The following is a 21,336-nucleotide window of genomic DNA, read 5'->3' on the forward strand; positions in this document are numbered from 1 at the left end:
CGGCGGTAGGCATGCCTGTGGTCCGGCTGTCGCGCCGGATGGGCGCCGGGTTCCACGGCTCCGGCAAGGGGAATCTCGTCGGGACGGGATGTCGTTGCTGGTCAGCCGGGGTGGGGCAGTGCTTGCAGTCGCTCGAACGCGGTGGTGATCGTCTGGGTCCACGGCCAGTGACGGGCAAGGCGGAGCCAGCGGCGCCGGCCCGTGGTGACGAGCCGGCCCGCGGTGGAGAAGAGGCGAAGTCGCAGGCGTTTGGGCTCCCAGCGCCGGGCGGGCCCGTCCAGGGCGAGCATCGGCATCCAGGCCAGCAGGTCCAGGGCAAGCTGGACGACCTCCAGCCAGATCTGGTTCTGGGCCGAGTCGTGCAGGGGCAGGTTGCGAAGGCCAGTGTCACGGGCAGCGCGGATGCGGTCCTCGGCCCTGGCCCGCTGGCGGTGCCGCAGCTCAAGGGCCGCGATCGCTGTGCCGATGGTGCTTGTGGCGAAACAGGTGATCCGCATGCCGTCGGCGTCGGTGATGCGCAACTGGGCTCCGGGGTGCGGATGTTCCTTGCGGACGATCAGCCGCATGCCCTTCGGCCAGCCCTTGAGGACGTCTCCGGCGAGCTCTGCGACCCAGGCGCCGTCGCGCACGGAGCCGTCCGGCTCGATCGCGGGTGTCCAGGCGGAGGTGGGTATGAGGAGGACGGCCCGGTGGATCGCCTCGGTAATGACCATTCCGACCGAGTAGGACAGCCACCGTCCCCGCTTGGTCAGCCAGTTGAGGAACTCGTGGGTGCCGCCACCTGAGTCGGTGCGGATCAGCGTTCGTCGCCCGCGCCGGTGCTGCTTCGGCAGCTGGGCCAATGACAGGCGGGCAGTTTCGATGTGGTGGGTGGCGGTGTTGCTGCCCGCGTTGCCCGGCCGCAGCAGGCCTGCGACCGGCTCGCCCGAGCCTGGTCGGCCGTGGTCGACGAACGCGACCAGCGGGGGGTGGCCGAAGGTTTTCTTCCAGGTCGCGGTCGCGTCCTGCTTCTCGGAGTGGGCCAGGACCAGCACGCCGTCGATGTCCACGACCACCTCGCCGCCCGCGTTCGGCGCCGCGTCACCAGCCAACCTCCATACCTGCTCGCGGACTTCGGCTCGCGCTCGCCGCACGGCCGCCAGTGCCCGGGGGCCGGCTGCGGCGAGCGCGTCGACCAGCCGGGAGACGGTAGGGTCCGAGGCGACCCGACCGAACAGGGCGGGCTCGGCCCGCAGCACCGCTACGTCGGCCAGGCAGTCCCCGCCCAGCGCGACCGCCAGGGCGAGGTCGAGTAGGACCTTGCCCGGATCGTGCACAGCCCGAGGCTTGCGCCACGGCTCCAGCGCTGCCGATAACGCCGTATCCAGGCCGATCCGACGGACGGTCTCCACCAGCAGCACCCCGCCTGCCTGCGACACCACACCTCCGCCGGAGCCCCGGACGCGGACACACGGATAGGACCGACTACGCTTCTTCACCTGGAGAGTGCTTCTTTCACTGCGACGACAGGACCCTAGACAAGCCCTATCGTCCCAGGTCAGAGGCACTCTCTTGCGTTCTGGCGAGCAGTCAGGTCATCACCTCGCGAAAGCCCGAGGTTAGGGCAGCGGTACCGACGAATCAGCGGCAGCGTCGAAGAACACGGGTGGATCAGGCGAGTCGAGCGGGTCGAGCGCAGTCTGCGCCGCCAGGCCGGTGGCCTGGTCCTCTTCGGCGCGGGTCGGCAGTACGTACTCCTGTGCGAGTCCTGCAAGATGGAGCGCGAGCGGATGGGCGAGTGCCTCCGGGTAGTCCGGGGGCTGGCGATGCAGGTGGGCGACCAGAGCAAGGCTCTGCGGATCGTCGCCATCCTCGGGGTGGCAGCCCAGGACCGCCAGCTCGATCAGGCCGGGCATCCAGCCGGGGATGCCGGTGTCGAGTGTGGGCTCCCCCTTCCGCTTTCCGAGAGTGATCGGACGTGGAGCGAGCTTGTCCGCCTGGACGGCGGAGGTGCGGAACTGGACAGGCTTCGGCGTCGTGCTGTAAAAAACTCGGCCACCGGAAGCGTCCTGGGGAACCCACAGGTGCGAGGCGATGCCGTTGTGCCCTGTCCCGGTGTTGACGCCCCACCACTGCGGGGTCTCCCGGCTCTGCCCTGTGCGGACGCGCAGCAGCCGGAGGTCCGGATGGAGTGGACGGGCGGGCGCGAGGCCGTCGCGGATGCGGTCCGGCTCCGTACGACCGTCCTGGAGCCAAGTCCAGTGCGAGCGCGCGTTCACTGCGTCGACCATCAGGATGGTGGGGGCGCTTCGCAGCGAGGCGCGTACCCGCTGCAGCCACTCTTCGGCCTCACGTCGCTGCCTTTCCCGATCCGCACGCCGACCGGCACGCCGCCCCGTCCGCGCGTCGCCGTCGCGCAGTGCGGGCACCGGGGCGGCGACCTCCGCCATGCGGGTCAGCCGGGTCAGCAGGACCGGGTAGGGCACCCAGGCCCCTGCACCCTCGTCCGCGTCCGCGTCCCAGCCCTCCACCCTAGCGAGCCCGCTACCCGACGAACTCGGAGTGATCAGCACGGCGACTGGCACGTGCGCGGCCCAACGCGCCCGGGTGGTCTGGTTCTTCCGAACCATCCAGACGGCGGCGAAGCGGGCGCCGGCTGGCACGCCCTCGGTCAGCCCGTGTTCCGGGTGGACCCGGGCGCCGAGCTGGCGCAGGCCGTCATCCCAGGCCATTGAGGTGCGATGAGGCATGTTCGACACGGAGTTGTAGCCCTTGAGCTTCTGCGGTGTGGCGACGAACTGGCTGACGAAGCCAGCCCTGGCGCAGCCGAGGCGCAGGGCGAACTTGGGGTCGGCACCCGCGGCGAAGTCCTCAGCGCGAGACAGCTCGACCAGCACCAGCCCGGGTTGCTCGCCATCGCGGTCCCGCTGGAGCCAGCGGGCCGTCAGGTCACGTCGGACACGGACCGCCGCGTCGATCGCCTCCCGGGAGCGGGCTGCGTTCTCCGGTAGTTCCAGACCCGCGACCAGTGAGACGCCAAGGCGTTCGCCGGTGCGCACCACCGGGCGAAGACACCGGATCCGGACGGTGAGCTCAGGCGTCTCCCACTCGTGCACAACAGGCACGCCGGGCTCGGCGGCCTCGTAGGCGTCCTCGCCGAAGGACCCGCCATCGCCCTTAAGCCCGAGTCGCGCGCAGAGGGCCGCCAGCGCGGCCTCACGCAGGTCCGCCGTCTGCCAAAGCAGCCGGGCCTCGAAGAGCGGCCGGTCCGCCGGGGCGCCGGGGGAGCCTGGCTCGGTGGGCTGGGCGAGCTGCGAGATCGCGTAGACAAGCGCGACCCGTCGTTCGGTGCAGCGGCGAGCTTCCTCCTCCTCGCGCTCCTCCTTCTTCACCGCGGCCGGTGGGGCGTTGAGTGGACGCGGGCCGGCGAGCCCGGTCGGGACGAGCGCAGCCGTAGTCCGGAGCTCGGGCGGCAGCGCTTGCTCAGCCCACTCGGTGAGTTGAGAGCACTGGTGCGGCATGAAGCCGACCTTGACCTCATGGCGGCCCATGGCGTTGCGGTGGACTACCGCGGCGCGTGCGTCGCGTCTGAGCCAGCTCTCAGGATCGGCGAGCAGCGCGTCCGCGTCGGGGAATGGTTCGCTGATGGCGAGGCCGTCCAGCAGCCGCGCCGGTCCGTCCGCGGACCAGCCGTCAGCGAATCGCTCCTTCTGCCGGTCATAGCTGCGTGCCAGCCGGGCGACGGCGAAACGCTCACTCAACGGCACGCCCGGCAGGACCGGGACCGGAGGACGCAGCAGGACCGTCGTATCCGAGCCCCAGGGCAGCCGGAGCCGACCGGTCCCCGGCGCCACCCGAGTCGCCCAGCGCCGGATGGACCAGTGCAGGTGGAACCGAGGGAGCGGATGGAAGGGCACGGTCTGCAGAGTGATGTTCAGCACCACGGAGAACCACCAAACGCCCTGGCCCGGTTCGGGTTCGTACGGCAGCGGCTGCGAGACGAGCTCGGCACCGCGGTCCCGCTGGCCGCGCGGCATGGCCCGGAAACGCAAGTGGCCCCCCTCGTAGGGGTAGGGCCCGAGCGCCAGCACCCGGCGGGCCAGCCAGTCGGTGGCGAGGGTGAACTGATGCGGCTGCGGCGCGGCAGTACCGCCGGGTGTTGGCATGGTGCGGAGCAGCTCCCAATCCGCCACCGCCCAGGCTGGCGGGTGGGCGCGCAGCTCGGCCCGGGTGTCGCGGAGCAGGTCGCGGTGCTCTGGTTCGGGGCGCAGCTCGCCGAGCCACCGGTCCAGCAGCGGGGTGAGCACAGGCGTCGGCAGCGGATCGGGCGCGTCGTCGGGCAGCAGCAGCCAGGGCGCGGGGCTGACCAACGCGCGTTCCTCCGACGGACGGTCGTACGGGCGGGGCAGCACCAGGATGTCGGGCGCGTACGCCTGGAGCACGGCTTCGAGCGGGCGCGTCGGCACCTGCCGCCAGGGCTCGGCGTCCGCCGCGCGGCCGGCGTTGCACAGGTCCAAGACAGCGGCCCGCCAGGACTCAGGGAAGGAGATGGCGCGGTAGACGGCCGTGCGCGAGGTGGTGACGTCGAGCGGGGTCCAGGCGGCGGTCCGCACGCTTCGGTAGTTCGCTGGCATGACGGTTCGGTTCCTCTCCGGGGGCGATCCGATCAGCAGTGATCGGGTCAGTGGTGATCGAGTCGGCACAGCGCCTGGTAGAACGGCTGGTAGAGCAGCCGCACAAGCTGAGCGTCGGCGGGATCGGCCGCACTGCCTTCCGGTCCGGCGCCGCTGAAGTAGGGCTGGAGGACGGAGCCGAGGGCCTGCAGCAGCCCGTCGGGCCGGCCGGGTACGCGAGGTGCTCTGGGGTCCGTCGGGGCGGTCGCGAGCGAGCGGGCCAGGCGCGGCGCGAATGCGGCGTCAACGAAGACCACCCGCGCAGGTACGCCCCCGCGCACGAGCCGGCCGATGACCTGCCACATCGTCACCAGCTGGTCCCAGGCAAATGCGCGCTTCTCCCACGGTGGCAGATAGGTGTACACATACCGGCGTCGCAGTAGCCGACGCCACTCTTGACGGCCTTCGTGGCGCATCGCTTGGCCAGCCTGGTCGAGCGAGGTGGCTCGTGCCACGAGCTCGGAGAAGGTGGCCGGGCCCTCGCGCTTGTCGTCGCGTTGGATGTCCCTGACGAAGCGGCTCGTCCAGTCATTGATCGCGAAGATGGCGAGGGCGAGGTCGTCAGGGCGCGGGTGCGGCCGAGCCAAGAACAGGGCGGTGCCGAACGCGGCCTGATGTTCGGAATTGAGGATGTTGTGACCGCGCTCGACGGCGAGCAGGGGGGCGACCAGGACCTCGGCGCTCGGGTCCTCGGCGAAGCGAGCGAGGTCGCCTCGTCGGAGGGCTGCCGCCGCGCCGCCGTCCTCGGCGAAGCCGGTGCCGTGCAGGGCCTGGGCCAGGTCAGCGTCGTCGGAGACGAGCACGCGGACCCGGCCATGCCAGCGGTCCTCAGCGTCCATCGCGTCGGCGACCGCGAAGGCCTCCCGATAGCTGCCGACGAGCAGCAGCGCGCGTCGGCGGTTGTCGTCGCCGATCTGGGCGAGCTCCTGGTCGAGCGGGGACGCGGTGCCCGGCAGGGCTGGCCGAGCCAGCTTCATGGCCATGGCGCGCGCCTGCGCAAGCCGGTCCTTCGGCTTGGTGCCGGACAGGCTCATAGGGCGTCCGGCTTGGTCGTAGAGGAAGCGCGTTGCGAAACGGGTGCGCGCGACTGCCGAGGTCGCCTCGTCGGACGGCACGAGGACGGCGCCGACCGGGGTGAGCACGTGGGCGCGGGTGGACTCGCCGGCCCAGCTGGTGCCAGACATCAGTACCACGTGCGGCCCAGGCCGGTCCGCGGCCCGGTCGGCACCGAACTCACTGAGCCGCAGCAGCAGTTCGCGTCCGACGCCGGCGCTGCGGAAGAAGCGCAGTGTGCCGCCGAATCGGCCGACGGCATCGCGTTCCTCCTCGTCAGGGAGGTACTGGTAGCCGAGGACGTTGCCCATGGGGGACTCGGGGACGACGGGTGCGTAGTCGAGCGGGGCGCGCCGGGACAGCTCCTTGCCCTGGGTGTCCAGCCGCAGCGCCGCCTCGACCTGCGGCCACAGGAAAGTGAGCCGGTCCAGTCGCTGGTGCAGGGCGCTGAGCAGCAGCACGAAGCCGACCTTGCGGGAGGTGAGGTCCCACCACTCCGCGGGACGGTCCGGCACAGCCGCGCCTTGGTGGACGGCCGAAAGCATCCGGCCGACCAGCTCGTCCAGCCGCTGCCGGGTGCGGGTCGCGGACAGGCCGTGCAGCAGGTCGCCGGCGGTGTCGACCAGGGCGTCGGTGAGGGTTCCGTACGGGCCCTGCTCGCCGAAGGGGTCGTCGCGGAAGACATCGAGGGCGTCGGTCAGCTCCTTGCGGACCGGGTCGACCGGGGGCTCGGTCGGGTCCGTACCGTTGGGGTCCTCATCGTCGTCATAGCCCTCGAAGAGGTACGTCTCAGGGAGCTGCGGGTCCGGTCCGTCGGTGGCGAACCATTCGTCGAGCAGCTTCTGCTGCAGCGTCCAGGGGCTGAAGTACTCGGTCTCTACCCACTCCTGGACATCGGCCTCGGCGATCAGCTGACGGCACAGCGGGTCGACGGCGACGGTGACCCCGCCGAGCGCGGTGTTCCACTGGCGCACCTGCCGGTCCGTCAGCGGCAGCCGTGCCTGCCGGCACAGCTCCTCGATCTTGTGGGTGTGCAGCCGGTCGAGCCAGGACTCCAGGTTCGGCTGGACGAGCGTTGCTGACGGGGCGAAGAGCTGGTCCAGACGCATCTGCACGCTGTCGGCCTCGTCGACGAAGACGATGTCGCTGAGCAGGCAGGCCAGCTCGGCCTGGCGCAGCCGTTCGTCGTTGAGGTGCGCGGCCACCGGGCTCTGGACGAGGCTGGCCGGGTTCGCGACCCAGATCAAGGTCTCCACCTGCCGACGAGCCGTCCCGTGGCGCGGACAGTGCGCCCAGATCGGGCAGCCACGCGGCGGGCCGAGGGGTTCGTCCTCACCTCTGGGGGTTGCCCGGCCGGGACGGGCGGCAGCGTCGGCGCTGGCGCGGCGCAGCGCAGCCAGCGGATCGGCGGGCCGGTCGCTATCGTTCGCCTCGTCCGTCTGGGGGACCAGCCCGACACACGGGGCGTCGGCGTAGCGCAGCGGCGTCTCGGTCTCGGCGCCGCGCAGCCCGCTGACCACGCACACGGTGCTCAGGTCGTCGAAGGCACGGTCGTCGTGGTCGAGGAGGTTGTCCAGGCCGCGGGAGACCAGACGACGGTGCAACCGCTGCACATGGGTCTCCCGCGTGCTGGAGCCGAGCAGTGGGACGGCGTCCAGGCCCAGCCCGGCGAAGACCTCGCACAGCCGCAGTTGCTCGGCCACGTCTCCCACGACGAGCGTGGTCCGCAGCGGGACCGGGCGCCGCTGTGCCGCCCAGACCGCGACAAGGGTCATCAGCGTGCTCTTGCCGGCCCCGACCATGCCAACCAAGTGCAGCATGCCGGACAAGGTGAGCTCGTCGCGGATGCCGAAGCCCTGGCCGTCGGGGTCGCGCGGCGCGAAGCGCACCTCGGCCAGCCGCTGCTCCCAGTACCCGCGGCCGACACCAGCCTCCTTCTCCTGCTGGTCCATCCACTGTGCGGTGGCCAGCAGTTCGCTCCGGCGCAGGACTAGCGGCCGGCCGCTGCCGCGCCGCCCCACGGCCAGGTCGTGTCCGGCGGGCCGGTCGAAGACCAGCTCCTGCGGAATGGTGACCGACGCCGTCCGGCGGTTCTCTCGGAAGCTGTTCACGCCGGCCGGAGCCAGTCGCAGCGGTCGCCGCACGAAGGCGGGCCGCTGCGAGAGCGCCCGGTCGTACGCCCGGAGCCGGCCGGGGGCAACGACAGGGAGCACAGGACGCGGCGGCTGGCCGGTCCCCGGCGCGGGGACATCGTAGGCCCGGACGTGCGCCGGCAGCTCCCGGTAGGCCTCTAGGCGCTGCCGCCAGGCGTGGCTGCGTCGCAGCTTCCACAGCAGGTACCGGGCGGCGTCGAGCATGGTCTCGTCCGCCTCGGTGAGCACCAGGCCAGCGGCCCGGGCGAACGGATAACCGCCGAACAGGGTGTAGGCGCCCTCGGCCGCCTCATGCGGCGCAAGCCGCTCCAGGAGCCGCAGGCCCAACTCGGTCTGGCACACCTGGACGGGCTTCGTGCCATCGGCCGCGCCGACCAGCCCGGCCCAGCCGGGCGTCAGTTCCCTGACCACGTCCTTGCACCAGCTGACCTCGTCACGCATGGCCCACCCCCCTCAGCCCGCGCAGGCGCTGCGCCGCGCGGTCGATCAGTACCCGGTCAGGCACCAGCACGACGTCCTCGTGCGCGGCGGGACGCCCGCGCTCGAACGCGGCCAGGTAATTCCGGCGTGCGGCGACCCGGTGCTTCGGGACGACCCAGAATGCCTCGTCGTACGGCGGGGTCCGCGGCACCGGTTTTGCGGACTGGCCGAGGAAGTAGGGGTTGGCCCGGTCCTTCACGTCCAGCGCCCAGCGCCACCCGTCGGGAAAGGTGACCAGCAAGTCGTAGGCGTCGTAGCCGGGCCACATGAGGACGTCCAGCCCCATCGCCCGGAGCTCCGTCTCCAGCTCCGTCTCCGCGCGCCCGGGGCCGGTCACGAATTGCCGCAGCGGCCGCTCCAGCTGGCGGACGGACTCGGTGGGGGCCACGTCTGGGACCGGGCGCGGCGTCGGAGCCCCCAGTCGGCGGCACTGGTCGCGTTCGCACCACCATTCGTCGCGGCCCACCGGCACGAGCAGCGTGTGGCAGCGAGAGCAGGTCCAGTAGCGACCGTCCCGACGCCAGGAGAGCGGCGCTGGCTGGTAGATCAACTTGACGAGCTCGTGGACCGGCGCCAGCACCTGGTCTCCCAGAACACCCCACAGCTGCGCATTGGTCAGTACCGGCCTGCGGACCAGCAGACCGCGGAAGCTCCGGTAGGAGTCCTCCTCCCCGGCGCTCCGGCACAGGTCGAGGGCGATGCCGATCACCAGGTTGTCCCGGTGCCGTGCGGCAGGGTCTCCGCTCCGCTCGGCCCACTCGTGGCACAGCTCGGTGGGGCGACCCCAGAGGTCGTCCAGCAGGCGGTCGCCCGGTCCGACCACCTCCGGCGGCAATCGAAGCGGCCAGTCCTCCAGTGACATCGTCCGACATCGGGTGACGAGCTCACCCAGGGACACGGGGGGCGGTTCGCCGTGCAGCAGAAAGGCGGTGGCGGTGCGGTCGAGCGCCTGCTGGGCTGCAGCCGGGTAAGGGAGGGTGAACTCGAGAAGGCCATTCTGCTGCTCCAGGAGGCAGAGCGCTTGGGCGAGCGTGCGCAGAAGCGGCACACCGTCGTACGCGGACCAGGCCGCGAGGGCAGCCCAGTCGGGGGGCGGAATGTCGGCGTGTCGGTTCATCAGCCAGTCCCCTCGGGCGGAGCCGAGTTGCCCGCGCTGCGCGCGAGACCGGTAGCGCACCAACGCCGCGCCTCGCACTCGGCGCAGTCATAGCCCTCCCGCGGGGCCTCCGGATATTCCCGGGCGCGGGCCCAGGGCTCGGTGTACGCGGCGAGTGCGGTGCGGGCCCGCTCGACCGTCGCGGGGTCGTCCGGCGCGAACTCCTCCTCGGCGACGCCGTCCGGACGCAGCAATTCGAGCTCGACCCGGGAGCGCCTGATCTCCCCGCCCAGCGCGCCGGATCGGACAAGCAGCACCGCCAACGCCAACTGGGGATACCTCTCCAGCGGGTCCGCACCACGGTACAGTCCGCGTACCGAGGTCTTGGTCTCGCGTACGACGACGCCGCCCCGCTCGGTGTGGACCAGGTCGCACGAGGCAACCACGACCACATCCGCCACCGGATCCAGGACTGTGACCTGTCGCTGGGGTGTGCAGTCCTCGTCGGTACCGATCCGGTCGAGAGGGCAGTTTCCGCGATGACGGCGGATCATGTCGAGTGCGAGCCCGGTCTCCTCCGCGGCGAGTCCGGGCAGCCGGTCGGGCAGGGCCACCCGCCGACACGGCACCCGGTCCGGATCTGCGTGCCGCGCGTTCAGCCAAGCGTCGACGGCGCGGCCGCGCCGGATGGCCAGGTTCTCAGAGTTCTCGGGCGCGGTCTCCCGCAGCTTGAGGACCCGCGTCAGGTGATAGCGGGCAGGGCAATCGTGGAAGGCGCGCAGGTCGGCCATGGACACCGTGCGCCGCTTCCGCGCCGGGCGGGCCGCTGGGACCCCGAGAAGCCCCGATGCCCGCGGGAGCATCGGGCACCCAGCGATGTGGACGCAGTCGGCACAGCCAGGGTTCGCCCGGCGCTCGCGTCCGTCGAGAGCGACGGCTATCCGGGGGCCGACGTGCTCGGCGAAGAGCCGGCGTACCTCCGCCGCGCTCCAGTCGGCGGCGATGAGGCCGCTCTCCTCGTCGCGCAGCACGGCTAGAGCGCCGTCGCCAAGTCCGATACCCAGTACGCGGACCCGCTGAGGAGCCGGCTCGTGGGGATCGGGCTTCCAGCGGGCGTCGTACGGGTACGTCTCCGTCGGCGCGCCGAAGACGAGCACAGCCGCAGCGGCAACTAGCTCGGACAGCGGCCGGGTCGCGGGCGCGCGGGTGAGGGACGGGATCCACAGCTCGCGTTCCGACCCGTCCGTGGTCGCGTACCTGCGCCCCCAGGCACGGCGCTCGTACTGGTCGACGCCCCGCGTATCGACTCGACGTTCGCCCGCGTCGTCCTTCACCTGCCGAATCGCCACCCACTCGGCGCGGACCGGGAGAATCCGGTACAGCCCTGCGGCCTCGCGACGGCACTGCTCGCGCCCGGCGGCGTCGAGGTACGCTCCGGCTGCCTCCCGGGCCCAGGCGGCGTGCCCGGGCAGGCATGAGGCGAAGTGCCGGGGGTCCTCACAGGCGGCCGCAAGGGTGACCCCCCGGAACTCGACCGCGTCCACCACCCGCTCCCAGGGGCGGAACACGTAGGTCTCGGCCGGTGATTTCCGAGACCGACCGGACTCCTCCCGCAGCAGCGGGCGAGCGCGCAGGGCTGTTCGGGCGGGGCAGCCGAATGGATCGTCCCGTAGCGCCGGGATGCCTAGGCGAACGAGACCGGGATCCCCGATGACCCCAGGTGGGGTGGTCCAGCGAAGCACGACGGGCTCCTGGGTGACGGTTTCACTGACGACACGAGAATGGGCCATGCTGTGAACGGGGGCAACAATACGCATCTGACGGGGCGTGAGGCACTATCCTCTCCGCTTGAGGTGTCATCAGGTGGCATGGCCGCACCGGAACGTAGAGTGGAGGAGATCAGGCGTGGAGCCGCGGTGGCCCGATTCATCGGCCAGGCGACGGGTGGTTGACAACCGGTTCGAGCTGATGGGAGGGGAATCCAGCGGAGGAATGGGCGTCGTCTGCAAGGCTATTGACCTTGAGTCAGGGAAGCCGGTGGCAGTCAAGTTCCTGGCCCCGTGGGATCCACACGCGGGTGATGGCGCGCGCGTCAGACCGTGGACCTCAACCGATCTGAAGCGTTTCCACCGTGAGTGCGACATTCAGCGCGAGCTGAGCGGTCAGGGCGTTCCTGGCTACGTTCACAGCCGGCTGACCGGGGCCCGCCCCTATCTGGTCACCGAATACGTGGACGGCCTCGACCTGCGGGCTCTGCTCACCCAGAGGCGCCCGGGTCGGGCCGACGCCGCCGCGATCACCGTGCAGCTGCTGCGCATCCTCGGCCGGGTCCACTCGCGCGGCGTCATCCACCGGGACGTCAAGCCGAGTAATATCATGATCGCCAAGGATGGGCGCCTCTTCCTGGTGGACTTCGGCATCTCCCTGCCGATGGATCCGCAGGCCACCCGACACACGGTCGGCAGGACACCCGGGAGCCTCGGCTTCATGGCCCCGGAGATCCTCCAGGGTGAGCGCAGCCCCGGCCCGCCGGCCGATCTCTACGGCGCAGGCTGCACGATCTTCCTACTCTTCGCCGCGCGTCCGGTCTTCGAGTACGGCGGGAACGAATTCCAGGTGGAGTACCACCATCGGCTCACACCGGCACCGAGGCTCTCCACGGTGATCGGGGACGTGTCCGAGGCGATGGACGAGACCGTCGCCGGCCTGCTCGCGAAGTCCCCCAGCGAGCGCCCGACACCAGAGGTGGCCGAACGCCCGTTCCTCGACATGCTGCCCAGGCCCGGCTCACGCGGAAACCCGGGCGAGCAGTACGACCCCAAGCGGCCCTTCCTCGAAGGCACCGCAAGCGCGCCGTCTGCCCCCGCACGAGGCGGACCTACGCGTCGGCCCGTGGTGCGACGGTCGCCGACGAGCGGCCCGAGCCGAGATGCGCTGCGGTCCCTGTGCCTTGGCGCGTCTGAGGAACTCCGGGACGCGGGGCCAGGCGACTGCGCGCGCCGGCTGGTAGACGTGCTGCCTGTGGTGCGGAGGCGGTGGACCGATGCGGACGGCGACGTCCTGAGCGCGCTGCTGCTCTGCGCCGAAGCCGCGCGAGCCGAGGGGGACTGGGTCTCGGCGGGGTCCAGGTTCCGGGCCGTCGCCCGACAGCTCCGGGGAGTAGGCCCCGGCTCGCCTTCGTACGGCTCGCAGGTGCGGGCACGCCTCGGGGCGGTCGAGAGCCAGCTCAACGAGGACCGGATCCCGGAGGAAGCGCCCCCAGACTGGTGCGGCATCGCCTGCGAGGTACTGGAACTCGGACAGGACGCGCGTCCCGACCTCGTTGCGCTCTGCCGCGAGGTCGGCGAGGAACTGCTCGCTTGCGGCAGCTCCACAGAGGTGGCCGAGCTCTGCGAACGGCTGGCCGGATCGGCATAGGTTCGACCGGTCTGCTCGCCCAGCTCACGAGCCGCGCTGGAGCCTCCCATCCCCAAGCAGCGCCCCGAGCACTTCGTCGACCTGCGCGGCGGCTGCGCCAAAGGCTGCTGCTGCCTCCCTAAACTCAGCGATCTGCCGGTACATCTGCCCGAGCTCCCGCTGCTCCATCAGGGAGCGTTGAACCACCCGCATCCGGCGGACGTTGAGCCGCGCCGAGGCCCGGGCATGCGAGCCAGCCCGCCAGGCGTTCGATGAGAGTCGCAGGCAGGACGCGAGATAGAACGGGTCGAGCTGTTCCGGGTCCGTCCGGAGCCGGAACAGCCCTGCGCCGAGCGCACGGGGAGCGTGCATCTCCACCAAGACTTCGTGCTCTGCGGCGTAGGAGGAGACGATGATGTCACCGAACGCGGTCAGCGGGACCAGCCCGGCACTATCCAGCCGGGCCGCCTCGCCCGAGTCCAGCCAAGGGACCTCCTCCTGCCCGTGGCGGGGGTGGCGCAGCAGGAGGACCTCGATGGCGTCGGCCGGGCGAAAGCCGCGTCTGAGCTCGCCCGGCGGCAGCGGCGCGCCGGGCGTCACAGTGAGTGCGCCGAGCCGCTCCAGCTCTGCCACGGTCACACGCGGCGACTCCGCAGCGGCGACGTCGTCGAGCGCGCGCAGCGAGCGGAGCGACGGCATGCCGTCCCGAACGCGCAGCATGGCCTGGTCCAGCACGGCCCACGAACGGCCAAGATCGACCTGTGTTGCTGGCGGCTCCCAGGCCAGCTGCCGGGTCGGCGTCAGATCGGCATCCTCGGCGAGCAATTGCGCCCTTGGTACCTGGGCGGCACGGGTCACGGCATCGCCACGAACAGCCGCGAGCGCGCGCTCACGCAGGCGGTCCCAGTCAACGACGCTCTGGCCGCCGGAGGAGGTATGACGACAGTCAGCCGCGTCGACGAAGAGTACCGGCGATTCGGGTGTGCGGCTTCCGGGCGCGCGGAGCAGCCAAAGGTGCAACCCCACCCCGTAGGGAGAGGCAGCACCAGCCGGGAGGGCGATCAACCCGTGGATGGCCCCGGCGCGTAGCAGCGACGCGCGGATCCGGCGTCCGCTACGGCGAGAGGCCACCGAGGGCGTCAGCAGGACGACCGCCACACCAGTGGTATTCAGGGCGGACAGAATGTGCTGCACCCAGGCGAGTTCCGGATCGCCCTGGGCGGGAAGCCCGTACCGCCAGCGGCTATCGGCCGCGAGTTCGGTGGCGCTCCAGCCTGGTGCCTCGGCGGGCGGGTTGCACAGCACGACGTCGACGGGGGCCGGAAGCGGCGGCGCCGTCAGGAGGGCATCGGCGCACAGCACCGTCGCGCGTGCCGCCGGCGCTGCCACTGCGAGTCCGACACGGGTGAGCAGCGCGAGCACGGGATCAGCCTCGACGCCGGTCAACTGCAGCGAGCCGCACTCCCGCCACTTCCGGGCAGCGGCCTCCAAGAGCAGGCCGACGCCACAGGTGGGGTCCAGCACCCGCTCGACCGGCTCGCCGTCGCGCAGTGCGGCCGCGAGCGCCGCCATCGTGTCCGCCAGGGGCTGCGGGAGCGCGGCGACCTGCCGGTTCTGGACCGCGAGCCACCGGTGGCGCAGGAGGCCGAACCCGTTGCTTCCCTGGTCCTCAGCCGCAAGCGTGCGCGCCTCCCGCACCAGTGCTCGCTCGTCGACGGTGAGGGCAGCAAGCCCGGCCTGCTCTCGACCCTCCGGCCGCACGCCGGTCAACTCGGAGCCGACCGCAGCGAGCACCAGCCCCATCCGCTCCCAGTCGCCCAGGTCCTCCACCTTCGGCCAGAGCCAGTTCCAGCCGCTGACGGAGTCGTCGACCTTACCGTGTCGGCGCAACCAGTCCTCGATGTCGGGAAGCGAGAACTGCGGACTGGAGTCCGTGCCGCCGACCGGCGCAGGGAAGTCGTCGTGACGCCTGCGCCAATTGCTCACCGCCGCGCGGCCGACGTTCGCGAGCCGCCCGATCCCCGCGAGCGTCAAGGTCACCGGAACGTCCTGCTCTGCCATGGCGCCTTCCTGATGCTGTGTCCCCGAGGCACAGGTGCGTGCCGAGGGGACACAGTAGACCGGTTGGGCACCGATCAGGCAGTCGCCACGGCTGGGCAGCGCGGAGCCGCCAAACGTGCGTCCGAGGGCCTCCGCCCCTGGTCAGCGGAGCTCGCCGGTGACGAACTCCAGGCTGCAGAGGGCTCTGTCCGACTGGGCGGCTTGGCGGGCAGAGCCGCCCGGTCAGGTCTTCACACTCCCAACCGTCCGTGCGCGGCTGGCGAACCTGGCTCGCGCCCAGGAGACTCCGCGTGGGCCTGCTGGCTCGGGTGGTAGCCCGTCGATAGGGGGCCTATGGGCACCGTGGCGCGGGCCATAGCCTGGGAGCGGCCGCCGGCCCACAGGCGCCCACTGATGTGCTCGGCCGTGGGCGCCTTCGAGCCCGCCATCCACGAGGTCATCGAGCTTGATCCTTTCAGCAACATCCCCGGAAAGAGGTCACTCAAAGCGACGAGGGATTGATTGCGACCACAGCAGACGTGCCCGACCCATTTCATGATCATTGCCAGTCCGGGCAAGTTTCGGGCAAGTTCGGGAGCCGCAGTTACACGCAGCGCTGGCCATCATCGTCCGCAAGGCACAAGAAAGCGCAGGTCAGATCCACACTCTTGGGATGCTGCCCGCTCCGTAGCTACGCACTGCAATCAAATCCCGATGCATCTGGCATGCATTGGTTCAGCAGACGATGCAGACATGATTCCATGGTCACAAAGAAGCCCAACTCCTGCATCAACGACAGGAGTTGGGCTTCACCATGGAGCCGCCTATGGGATTCGAACCCATGACCTACGCATTACGAGTGCGTTGCTCTGGCCAACTGAGCTAAGGCGGCACCGCTGCCGGTGACCCGGCCCGTGGGGGCAAGGGTCGCATCGGCAACGCGCGCCAGTCTACACAGTTTCCAGGGGTGATCCGTACGCGGCTGCGAGGTGGGCGGGGGTCAGGTGGAGGAGACGGCGAGTTTGGCGGCGAAGCCGGCGAAGAGGACGGCGACGGAGGAGGTGAGGCCGGCGGAGAGGCGTCGGCGGCGGCGGAAGGCGTTGGCGAGGGTGGTGCCGGTGAAGATCAGCAGGGAGAGGTAGAGGAAGGAGAAGGTCTGCAGGACGGTGCCGAGGAGGGCGAAGGAGAGGACGGGGGCGCCGTAGGAGGGCTCGACGAACTGGGTGAAGAAGGAGAGCAGGAAGAGGATCGCCTTGGGGTTGAACAGGCTGATCACCAGGGCGCGGCGGAAGGGCCGTTCGCCGTCCTCGACCGGGCCGTCCTCGACGGGGGCCGCCGCCAGGGCGCGGTCGCGCCACATGGCGCGGGCGGCGCGCAGCATGCCGTAGCCGATCCACAGCAGGTAGGCGGCCCCGCCGAACTTGACCACCGCGAAGACCGCGGGGTTGGCCCGGAGCAGGGAGGCCGCGCCGAGGGAGGTGAGGCTGATCAGGGTGAGGTCGCCGAGGAAGACGCCGCAGGCCGCGCGGTAGCCGGTGCGGACGCCCTTGCGGGCGGCGACGGAGAGCACGTAGAGGGAGTTGGGTCCGGGCAGCAGGACGATGACCAGTGCGCCGAGGACGTAGGTGGCCAGGTCGTGGACTCCGAGCACTGCGGTCTCCAGGAAGCGGGCGGGCGGGAACCCCGAAGGGGCTGCGCCATGGTAGCTGCCAGCCCCTTCACCCAGGAACACTCCTGACGCCCCGCCCGCCCGGAGGCGCGCCGTCCGGTCAGTCCTTGCAGGTCTTCCCGTTCTCGGGCGCCTCGCCGCCGAGCAGGTAGTCGTTGATCGCGTTGTCGATGCAGGCGTTCTGCCGCTGGTACGCGGTGTGCCCGTCGCCCTCGTAGGTGAGCAGCCGCCCGCCCTCCAGCTGCCCGGCCAGCGACTTCGCCCAGGCGTAGGGGGTGGCCGGGTCCCGGGTGGTGCCGACGACCACGATCGGGTCGGACCCGGCGGCGCGGACGGTGTGCGGGGCGCCGGTGGCCGCGTCCGGCCAGTACGCGCAGCCCAGCGCCATCCAGGCCATGTCGCGGCCGAAGTGCGGGGCCGCCTTCTCGAAGGCGGGGACGGCGGCGGCGACCGCGGCCGGGTCGGTGAACGGGGCCGGCAGGTCGAGGCAGTTGACCGCCATGTTGGCGTACATCAGGTTGTCGTAGCTGCCGTCGCTGTCGCGCCCGTAGTAGCTGTCGGAGAGCTTGAGCAGCCCGCTGCCGTCGCCCGCCCGGGCGGTGTTCAGCGCCTCGCGCAGGTAGGGCCACAGCGATTCGGCGTACATCGCCTCGGCGACGGCGGTGAGCGCCTGGGACTCGGTCAGCGAGCGGTTCTGCTCGGTCGGCAGCGGTTTGGCGTCGAGCCCGGCGAACAGCGCGGTGAGCTTCTCCCCGGCCTCCTGCACGCTGTGCCCGACGGGGCAGTCGTCCCGCTTGGTGCAGTCCTCGGCGAACGCCTTCCAGGCGGTCTCGAAGCCGCCGGCCTGGGTGAGGTTCCCGGTGACGGCGTCCAGCGAGGGGTCCATCGCGCCGTCCAGGACGACCTTGCCGACCCGGCCCGGGAACAGGCCCGCGTACGTCGCGCCGAGGAAGGTGCCGTACGACTTGCCGACGTAGTTGAGCTTCCGGTCGCCGACCAGCTCCCGCAGCACGTCCATGTCGCGGGCCGCCTCCACGGTGGAGACGTGGCCCAGCAGTTCGCCCGCCCCGGCCCGGCAGCCGGCCGCGAACTCCTTGTCGGCGGCCACCACGGCGTCGATCTCGCCCTGGTCGTCGGGGGTGAGGTCGGTGCCGGTGTAGGTGTCCATCCGCGGGCCGGTCAGGCAGGTGATCGGCGCCGAGCGCCCGACCCCGCGCGGGTCGAAGCCCACCAGGTCGTAGCCGGCCCGCACGCTCGCGTCGTAGCGCGCCGCGACCCGCTCCGCGTAGTCGGTCGCCGAACCGCCCGGGCCGCCCGGGTTGAGCAGCAGCGAGCCGATCCGGCGCGAGGCGTCGCCGGCCGGCTTGCGGACCACCGACAGCTCCACGTCGTGCCCGTCCCCCGGGTGCGCGTAGTCCAGCGGCACCTTGAAGGTCGCGCACTCGAACCCGGAGTCGCACGCCTTCCAGGCCAACTTCTGCGCGTAGTACGGGGCGAGGCCGGCCGGCTGCTCGGTCGGCAGCGGCTCCAGCGGGGTGGCCCCGGACGGCGCGGGGCGGCCGGTCACGCTGTCCGTCGACCGGCCCGGGGCGCCGGACGGGGTGCCGGAGGAACTCGGGTGCCCGGAGCTGCAGCCCGCCAGCAGCAGCGAAACGGCGGCGGCCAGCACGGCGGCGGGCGCCGTCCGACGGCTCCGGGCGACTGTCATGACGACGGGTCCTCTCCCCTGGGGAACGGCGCGGCGGCCGGGAGCCCGAGCCTAGCGGGCGCGGCCGACGCCCCCGGCGCCCCGCACCGGCCGCCACCCCGGCCGGACGATCATCACACCGCCGATCGCACCACACCCCGCACCGAACGGCCCACACCCGCGCACCAGACGGTCGACGCCCCACACCGAACGGCCCGCACCCCCACACCGTTCGGCCGACGCGGCCCGCTCCTCCCGCACCGGACAGCCCGTTCCTCGCGCCGAACAACCCGCACTCGCACTCGCGCGCCGGCCGACCCGCCCCGGCCGGGCGCGCCGCTACTTGGCCAGTTGCTCCGCCAGGTACTGCACCGCGACCCGCACCAGCCGCAGCCGCTCCCGCTCCGGCGTGTAGTCCTGCACCACCTCCGACGTGCGCACCTCGGCCCGCGCCCCGGCGTCCCGCAGGGCCGCCTGCACCGACCGCCCGGACGCCAGCGCGGCCGCGTCCCGCTTCGCCGCGGCCAGCAGCAGCCGCGGGGCCACCGCACCGGGGCCTCCGCCGCCGCCCGGCCAGCGCCTTGGCGTCGTACCGGCCGGAGACCGCCGCGGCCCCGTACAGGTCGGGCCGGGCCAGTCCGGCCGCGGCCGCGCAGGGCGCGCCGGCGTCCACGCCGAGCACGCTCCAGCCGCCGGGGCCGGCCGGGAGGGTGCGGAAGGCCGCGCCGACGGCCGAGCGCAGCGCCGCGTCGTCCGCGACCGCCTGCGGGGCGGCCGCGACCAGGTCGCAGGGGTGGCCGGTGCCGCCGGGCGCCTCGGGGGCGACCACCACGAACGGGCGGGCCTTGCCCTGCTGCACCGCCGACGCCACGCCGTCGAACACGTCCGGCAGGTCGGCGTCGGCGGTGTGCCCGGGCGTCCCGGCGTGCAGCACGATCACCGGGAAGCGGTCCGCCGCGTTCTTCCCGTACTCGGCGGGCAGCCACACCCGCACCGTCCGCGCCCGCCCGTCCGGTCCCGGCACCGCGCCCTGCATCAGCTCCCCGCCCGCCGCCCGGCCCACGCTCGCGAACGCCACCGCCGACGCCACCGCCGACGCCGAGGGCGCCGCAGACCGCGACGGCCCGGACGACGGCACGGACGAGGGCCCGGACGACGGCTCGGGCGAAGCGGACGACGACGCCGGCGGTGGAGCCGCCGCCACCCGCTCCGCGCCGCCCGCCGCCTCCGCCGCGACCGCCCGCGCCTCCCCGTGCCCGCCCCGCGCCCCGAGCAGCACCGCCACCCCCAGCGCACTCACGCACATCAGGCAGAGCGCCGCCGCCCCGGCCCGCACCAGCACCGGCCGCGCCTCCGCCACCAGCTCGTACGTCTGGGCGGCCCGCAGGTCCCGCCAGCGCACCATCGCCGAACGGGCCAGCCAACTGCCCGCCACCACGGCCACCAGCAACGACAGGACGAGGAGCGAACGGGGCATGGGGACGCACCACCTCGGGGAAGGACCGGCCGCCGGACGCGGGCGCGTGGTCAGTGCACAGGGTGCAAGACCGGGTGCCCGCTCGCCCCGGAGCGGTACGGGCGTCTCCGCACGTTCACTCGAACGAGCGACGGCCGGACGCGGCGGAGGCGGAAGCGGCGGAGGCGGCGGAGGAGCCCCGGGCTCAGCCCGCCCGCAGCGCCACCGTCATCGCCTCGACCGCCAGCAGCGGGTCCACGTTCCGGTCCAGCGCCCGGCGGCAGGCCAGCACCGCCTCGATCCGGCGCAGCGTGTTCTCCGCCGCGCCCTCCCCCGCGATCCGCTGCAGCGCCGGCCGCTGGTCGTCGTTGGCCAGCGCGCCGCCCGCGCCGAGCTGCAGGGCCAGCACGTCCCGGTAGAAGCCCAGCAGGTCGCCCAGCGCCACGTTCAGCGTCTCGCGCCGGGTCCGGGTGGCCCGGCTCTTCTGCCGCTTCTCCAGCTCCTTCACCGCACCGGCCATGCCGCGCGGCGCCCGGCTGCCCTCGGCCGCGCCGTACGCGGCCCGCAGGTCCTCGGTCTCCCGGGCGTCCTGGGTCTCGGCCAGCGCCTCGGCGTCCGCCTTCGCGGTGTCCACCAGCCGCTGGGCGGCCGCCAGGCAGCCGCCCAGGTCGGCCACCTCCAGCGGGATGCGCAGCACCTCGGCCCGCCGCGAGCGGGCCTGCTCGTCCACGGCGAGCCGCCGCGAGCGGTCGATGTCGCCCTGCCCGGCCAGCGCCGCCAGCCGGGCCGACTCCGGCTCCACCCCGTCCCGCCGCACCAGCATGTCGGCGACCGCCTCCGCGGCGGGCGTGCGCAGCACCAGCAGCCGGCAGCGCGAGCGGATCGTCGGCAGCACGTCCTGCACGGACGGCGCGCACAGCAGCCACACCGTCCGCGGCGAGGGCTCCTCGACGCCCTTGAGCAGCGCGTTCGCCGCCGCCTCGGTCAGCCGGTGCGCGGCGTCCACCAGGATCACCGACCAGCGGCCGCCGGTCGGGTAGCTCGCCGCCCGCAGCACCAGGTCGCGCATGTCGCCGACGCCGATCGACAGGCCGTCCGTGCGCACCTGCTTGACGTCCGCGTGGCTGCCCGACAGCACGGTGTGGCACCCGTCGCAGAACCCGCAGCCCGGCACCCCGCCCAGCTCCAGGTCCGGGCTGGTGCACTGCAGCGCCGCCGCGAACGCCCGCGCCGCCGTCACCTGCCCGGCCCCCGGCGGGCCGGTGAACAGCCAGGCGTGGGTCATCAGCGAGGCGTTCCCCGCCGGGGCCCCGCCCCGGCCCGCCAGCACGCTCGCCCGGGCCGCCCGCGCCGCCGCCTGCAGCTGCTCGACCACCCGGTCCTGCCCCACCAGGTCGTCCCACACACTCACGCCGCGCTCCTCGTCACCGATGCCACCGATGTCAGCGCTGCCACCGCTCCCGCGGCTCCCGCTGCTCCCACCGCCCCGCCGAGCCTAACCCCGCCCGGGGACAGCCCCGGCGCGGCGAGGTCCCACGTGCGGCGAGGCCGCGACGCGGGCAGTGACCTGCCGTCCCGTCGCGGCCTCGCCGCACGCGCCTGCCGTACCGTGCACGCGCCTGCCGTACCGTACGCCGACCGTTCCGTCCGCCGA

11 protein-coding genes and 1 tRNA gene are annotated in these 21,336 nt (G+C 72.5%); 1 reads left to right on the forward strand and 11 read right to left on the reverse strand.

The genetic code is table 11. The annotated features are described in order from the left end of the window. Positions 1-101: 101 nt before the first annotated feature. From HUT16_RS15520 to HUT16_RS15540, 5 genes are all read right to left on the reverse strand, one after another. Positions 102-1,478 (reverse strand): IS1380 family transposase, encoded by a 1,377-nt coding sequence (locus HUT16_RS15520; RefSeq protein WP_176188767.1) that lies wholly within the window; start codon positions 1,476-1,478, stop codon positions 102-104. Positions 1,479-1,598: 120 nt separating this feature from the next. Further along, entirely contained in the window at positions 1,599-4,613 is a 3,015-nt protein-coding gene (locus HUT16_RS15525; RefSeq protein WP_176188768.1) for a DUF3962 domain-containing protein, read from the reverse strand. 47 nt (positions 4,614-4,660) lie between these two features. Then, a complete protein-coding gene (locus HUT16_RS15530) occupies positions 4,661-8,299 on the reverse strand; it encodes a hypothetical protein (RefSeq protein ID WP_176188769.1) in 3,639 nt (1,212 codons plus the stop codon). Then, a complete protein-coding gene (locus HUT16_RS15535) occupies positions 8,292-9,455 on the reverse strand; it encodes a hypothetical protein (protein ID WP_176188770.1) in 1,164 nt (387 codons plus the stop codon). Before HUT16_RS15535 ends, HUT16_RS15530 begins: the two co-directional genes overlap by 8 nt. Continuing rightward, positions 9,455-10,978, reverse strand: a complete 1,524-nt coding sequence (locus HUT16_RS15540; RefSeq protein ID WP_176188771.1) for a PD-(D/E)XK nuclease family protein — start codon at positions 10,976-10,978, stop codon at positions 9,455-9,457. The genes HUT16_RS15535 and HUT16_RS15540 overlap by 1 nt, the downstream gene beginning before the upstream one ends. 448 nt (positions 10,979-11,426) lie before the next feature. Here HUT16_RS15540 and HUT16_RS15545 point away from each other — a divergent pair, with 448 nt between their 5' ends. After that, on the forward strand, positions 11,427-12,851 hold the full coding sequence (locus tag HUT16_RS15545) for a serine/threonine-protein kinase (protein WP_303392140.1): 1,425 nt from the start codon (positions 11,427-11,429) through the stop codon (positions 12,849-12,851). A 24-nt stretch (positions 12,852-12,875) separates the two neighbouring features. Here the strand turns inward: HUT16_RS15545 and HUT16_RS15550 are convergent, their stop codons facing one another. The 6 genes from HUT16_RS15550 to HUT16_RS15575 form a co-directional block, all read right to left on the reverse strand. Further along, on the reverse strand, positions 12,876-14,891 hold the full coding sequence (locus tag HUT16_RS15550; protein WP_176188773.1) for an N-6 DNA methylase: 2,016 nt from the start codon (positions 14,889-14,891) through the stop codon (positions 12,876-12,878). Positions 14,892-15,685: 794 nt separating this feature from the next. Further along, positions 15,686-15,762, reverse strand: a tRNA-Thr gene (locus HUT16_RS15555). A gap of 108 nt (positions 15,763-15,870) precedes the next feature. Beyond that, positions 15,871-16,521, reverse strand: coding sequence for a leucine efflux protein LeuE (gene leuE / locus HUT16_RS15560; RefSeq protein WP_176188774.1), 651 nt, complete (start codon positions 16,519-16,521; stop codon positions 15,871-15,873). Positions 16,522-16,639: 118 nt separating this feature from the next. Further along, the gene (locus HUT16_RS15565; protein WP_176188775.1) at positions 16,640-18,247 is read right to left on the reverse strand and encodes an alpha/beta hydrolase; all 1,608 of its coding nucleotides are present in this window, start codon (positions 18,245-18,247) and stop codon (positions 16,640-16,642) included. Positions 18,248-18,565: 318 nt separating this feature from the next. Continuing rightward, entirely contained in the window at positions 18,566-18,772 is a 207-nt protein-coding gene (locus HUT16_RS15570) for a hypothetical protein (RefSeq protein ID WP_176188776.1), read from the reverse strand. Positions 18,773-19,887: 1,115 nt separating this feature from the next. Then, positions 19,888-21,093 (reverse strand): DNA polymerase III subunit delta', encoded by a 1,206-nt coding sequence (locus HUT16_RS15575; RefSeq protein ID WP_176188777.1) that lies wholly within the window; start codon positions 21,091-21,093, stop codon positions 19,888-19,890. Positions 21,094-21,336: the final 243 nt, after the last annotated feature.

The organism is Kitasatospora sp. NA04385 (assembly GCF_013364235.1).
Taxonomy (GTDB): domain Bacteria; phylum Actinomycetota; class Actinomycetes; order Streptomycetales; family Streptomycetaceae; genus Kitasatospora.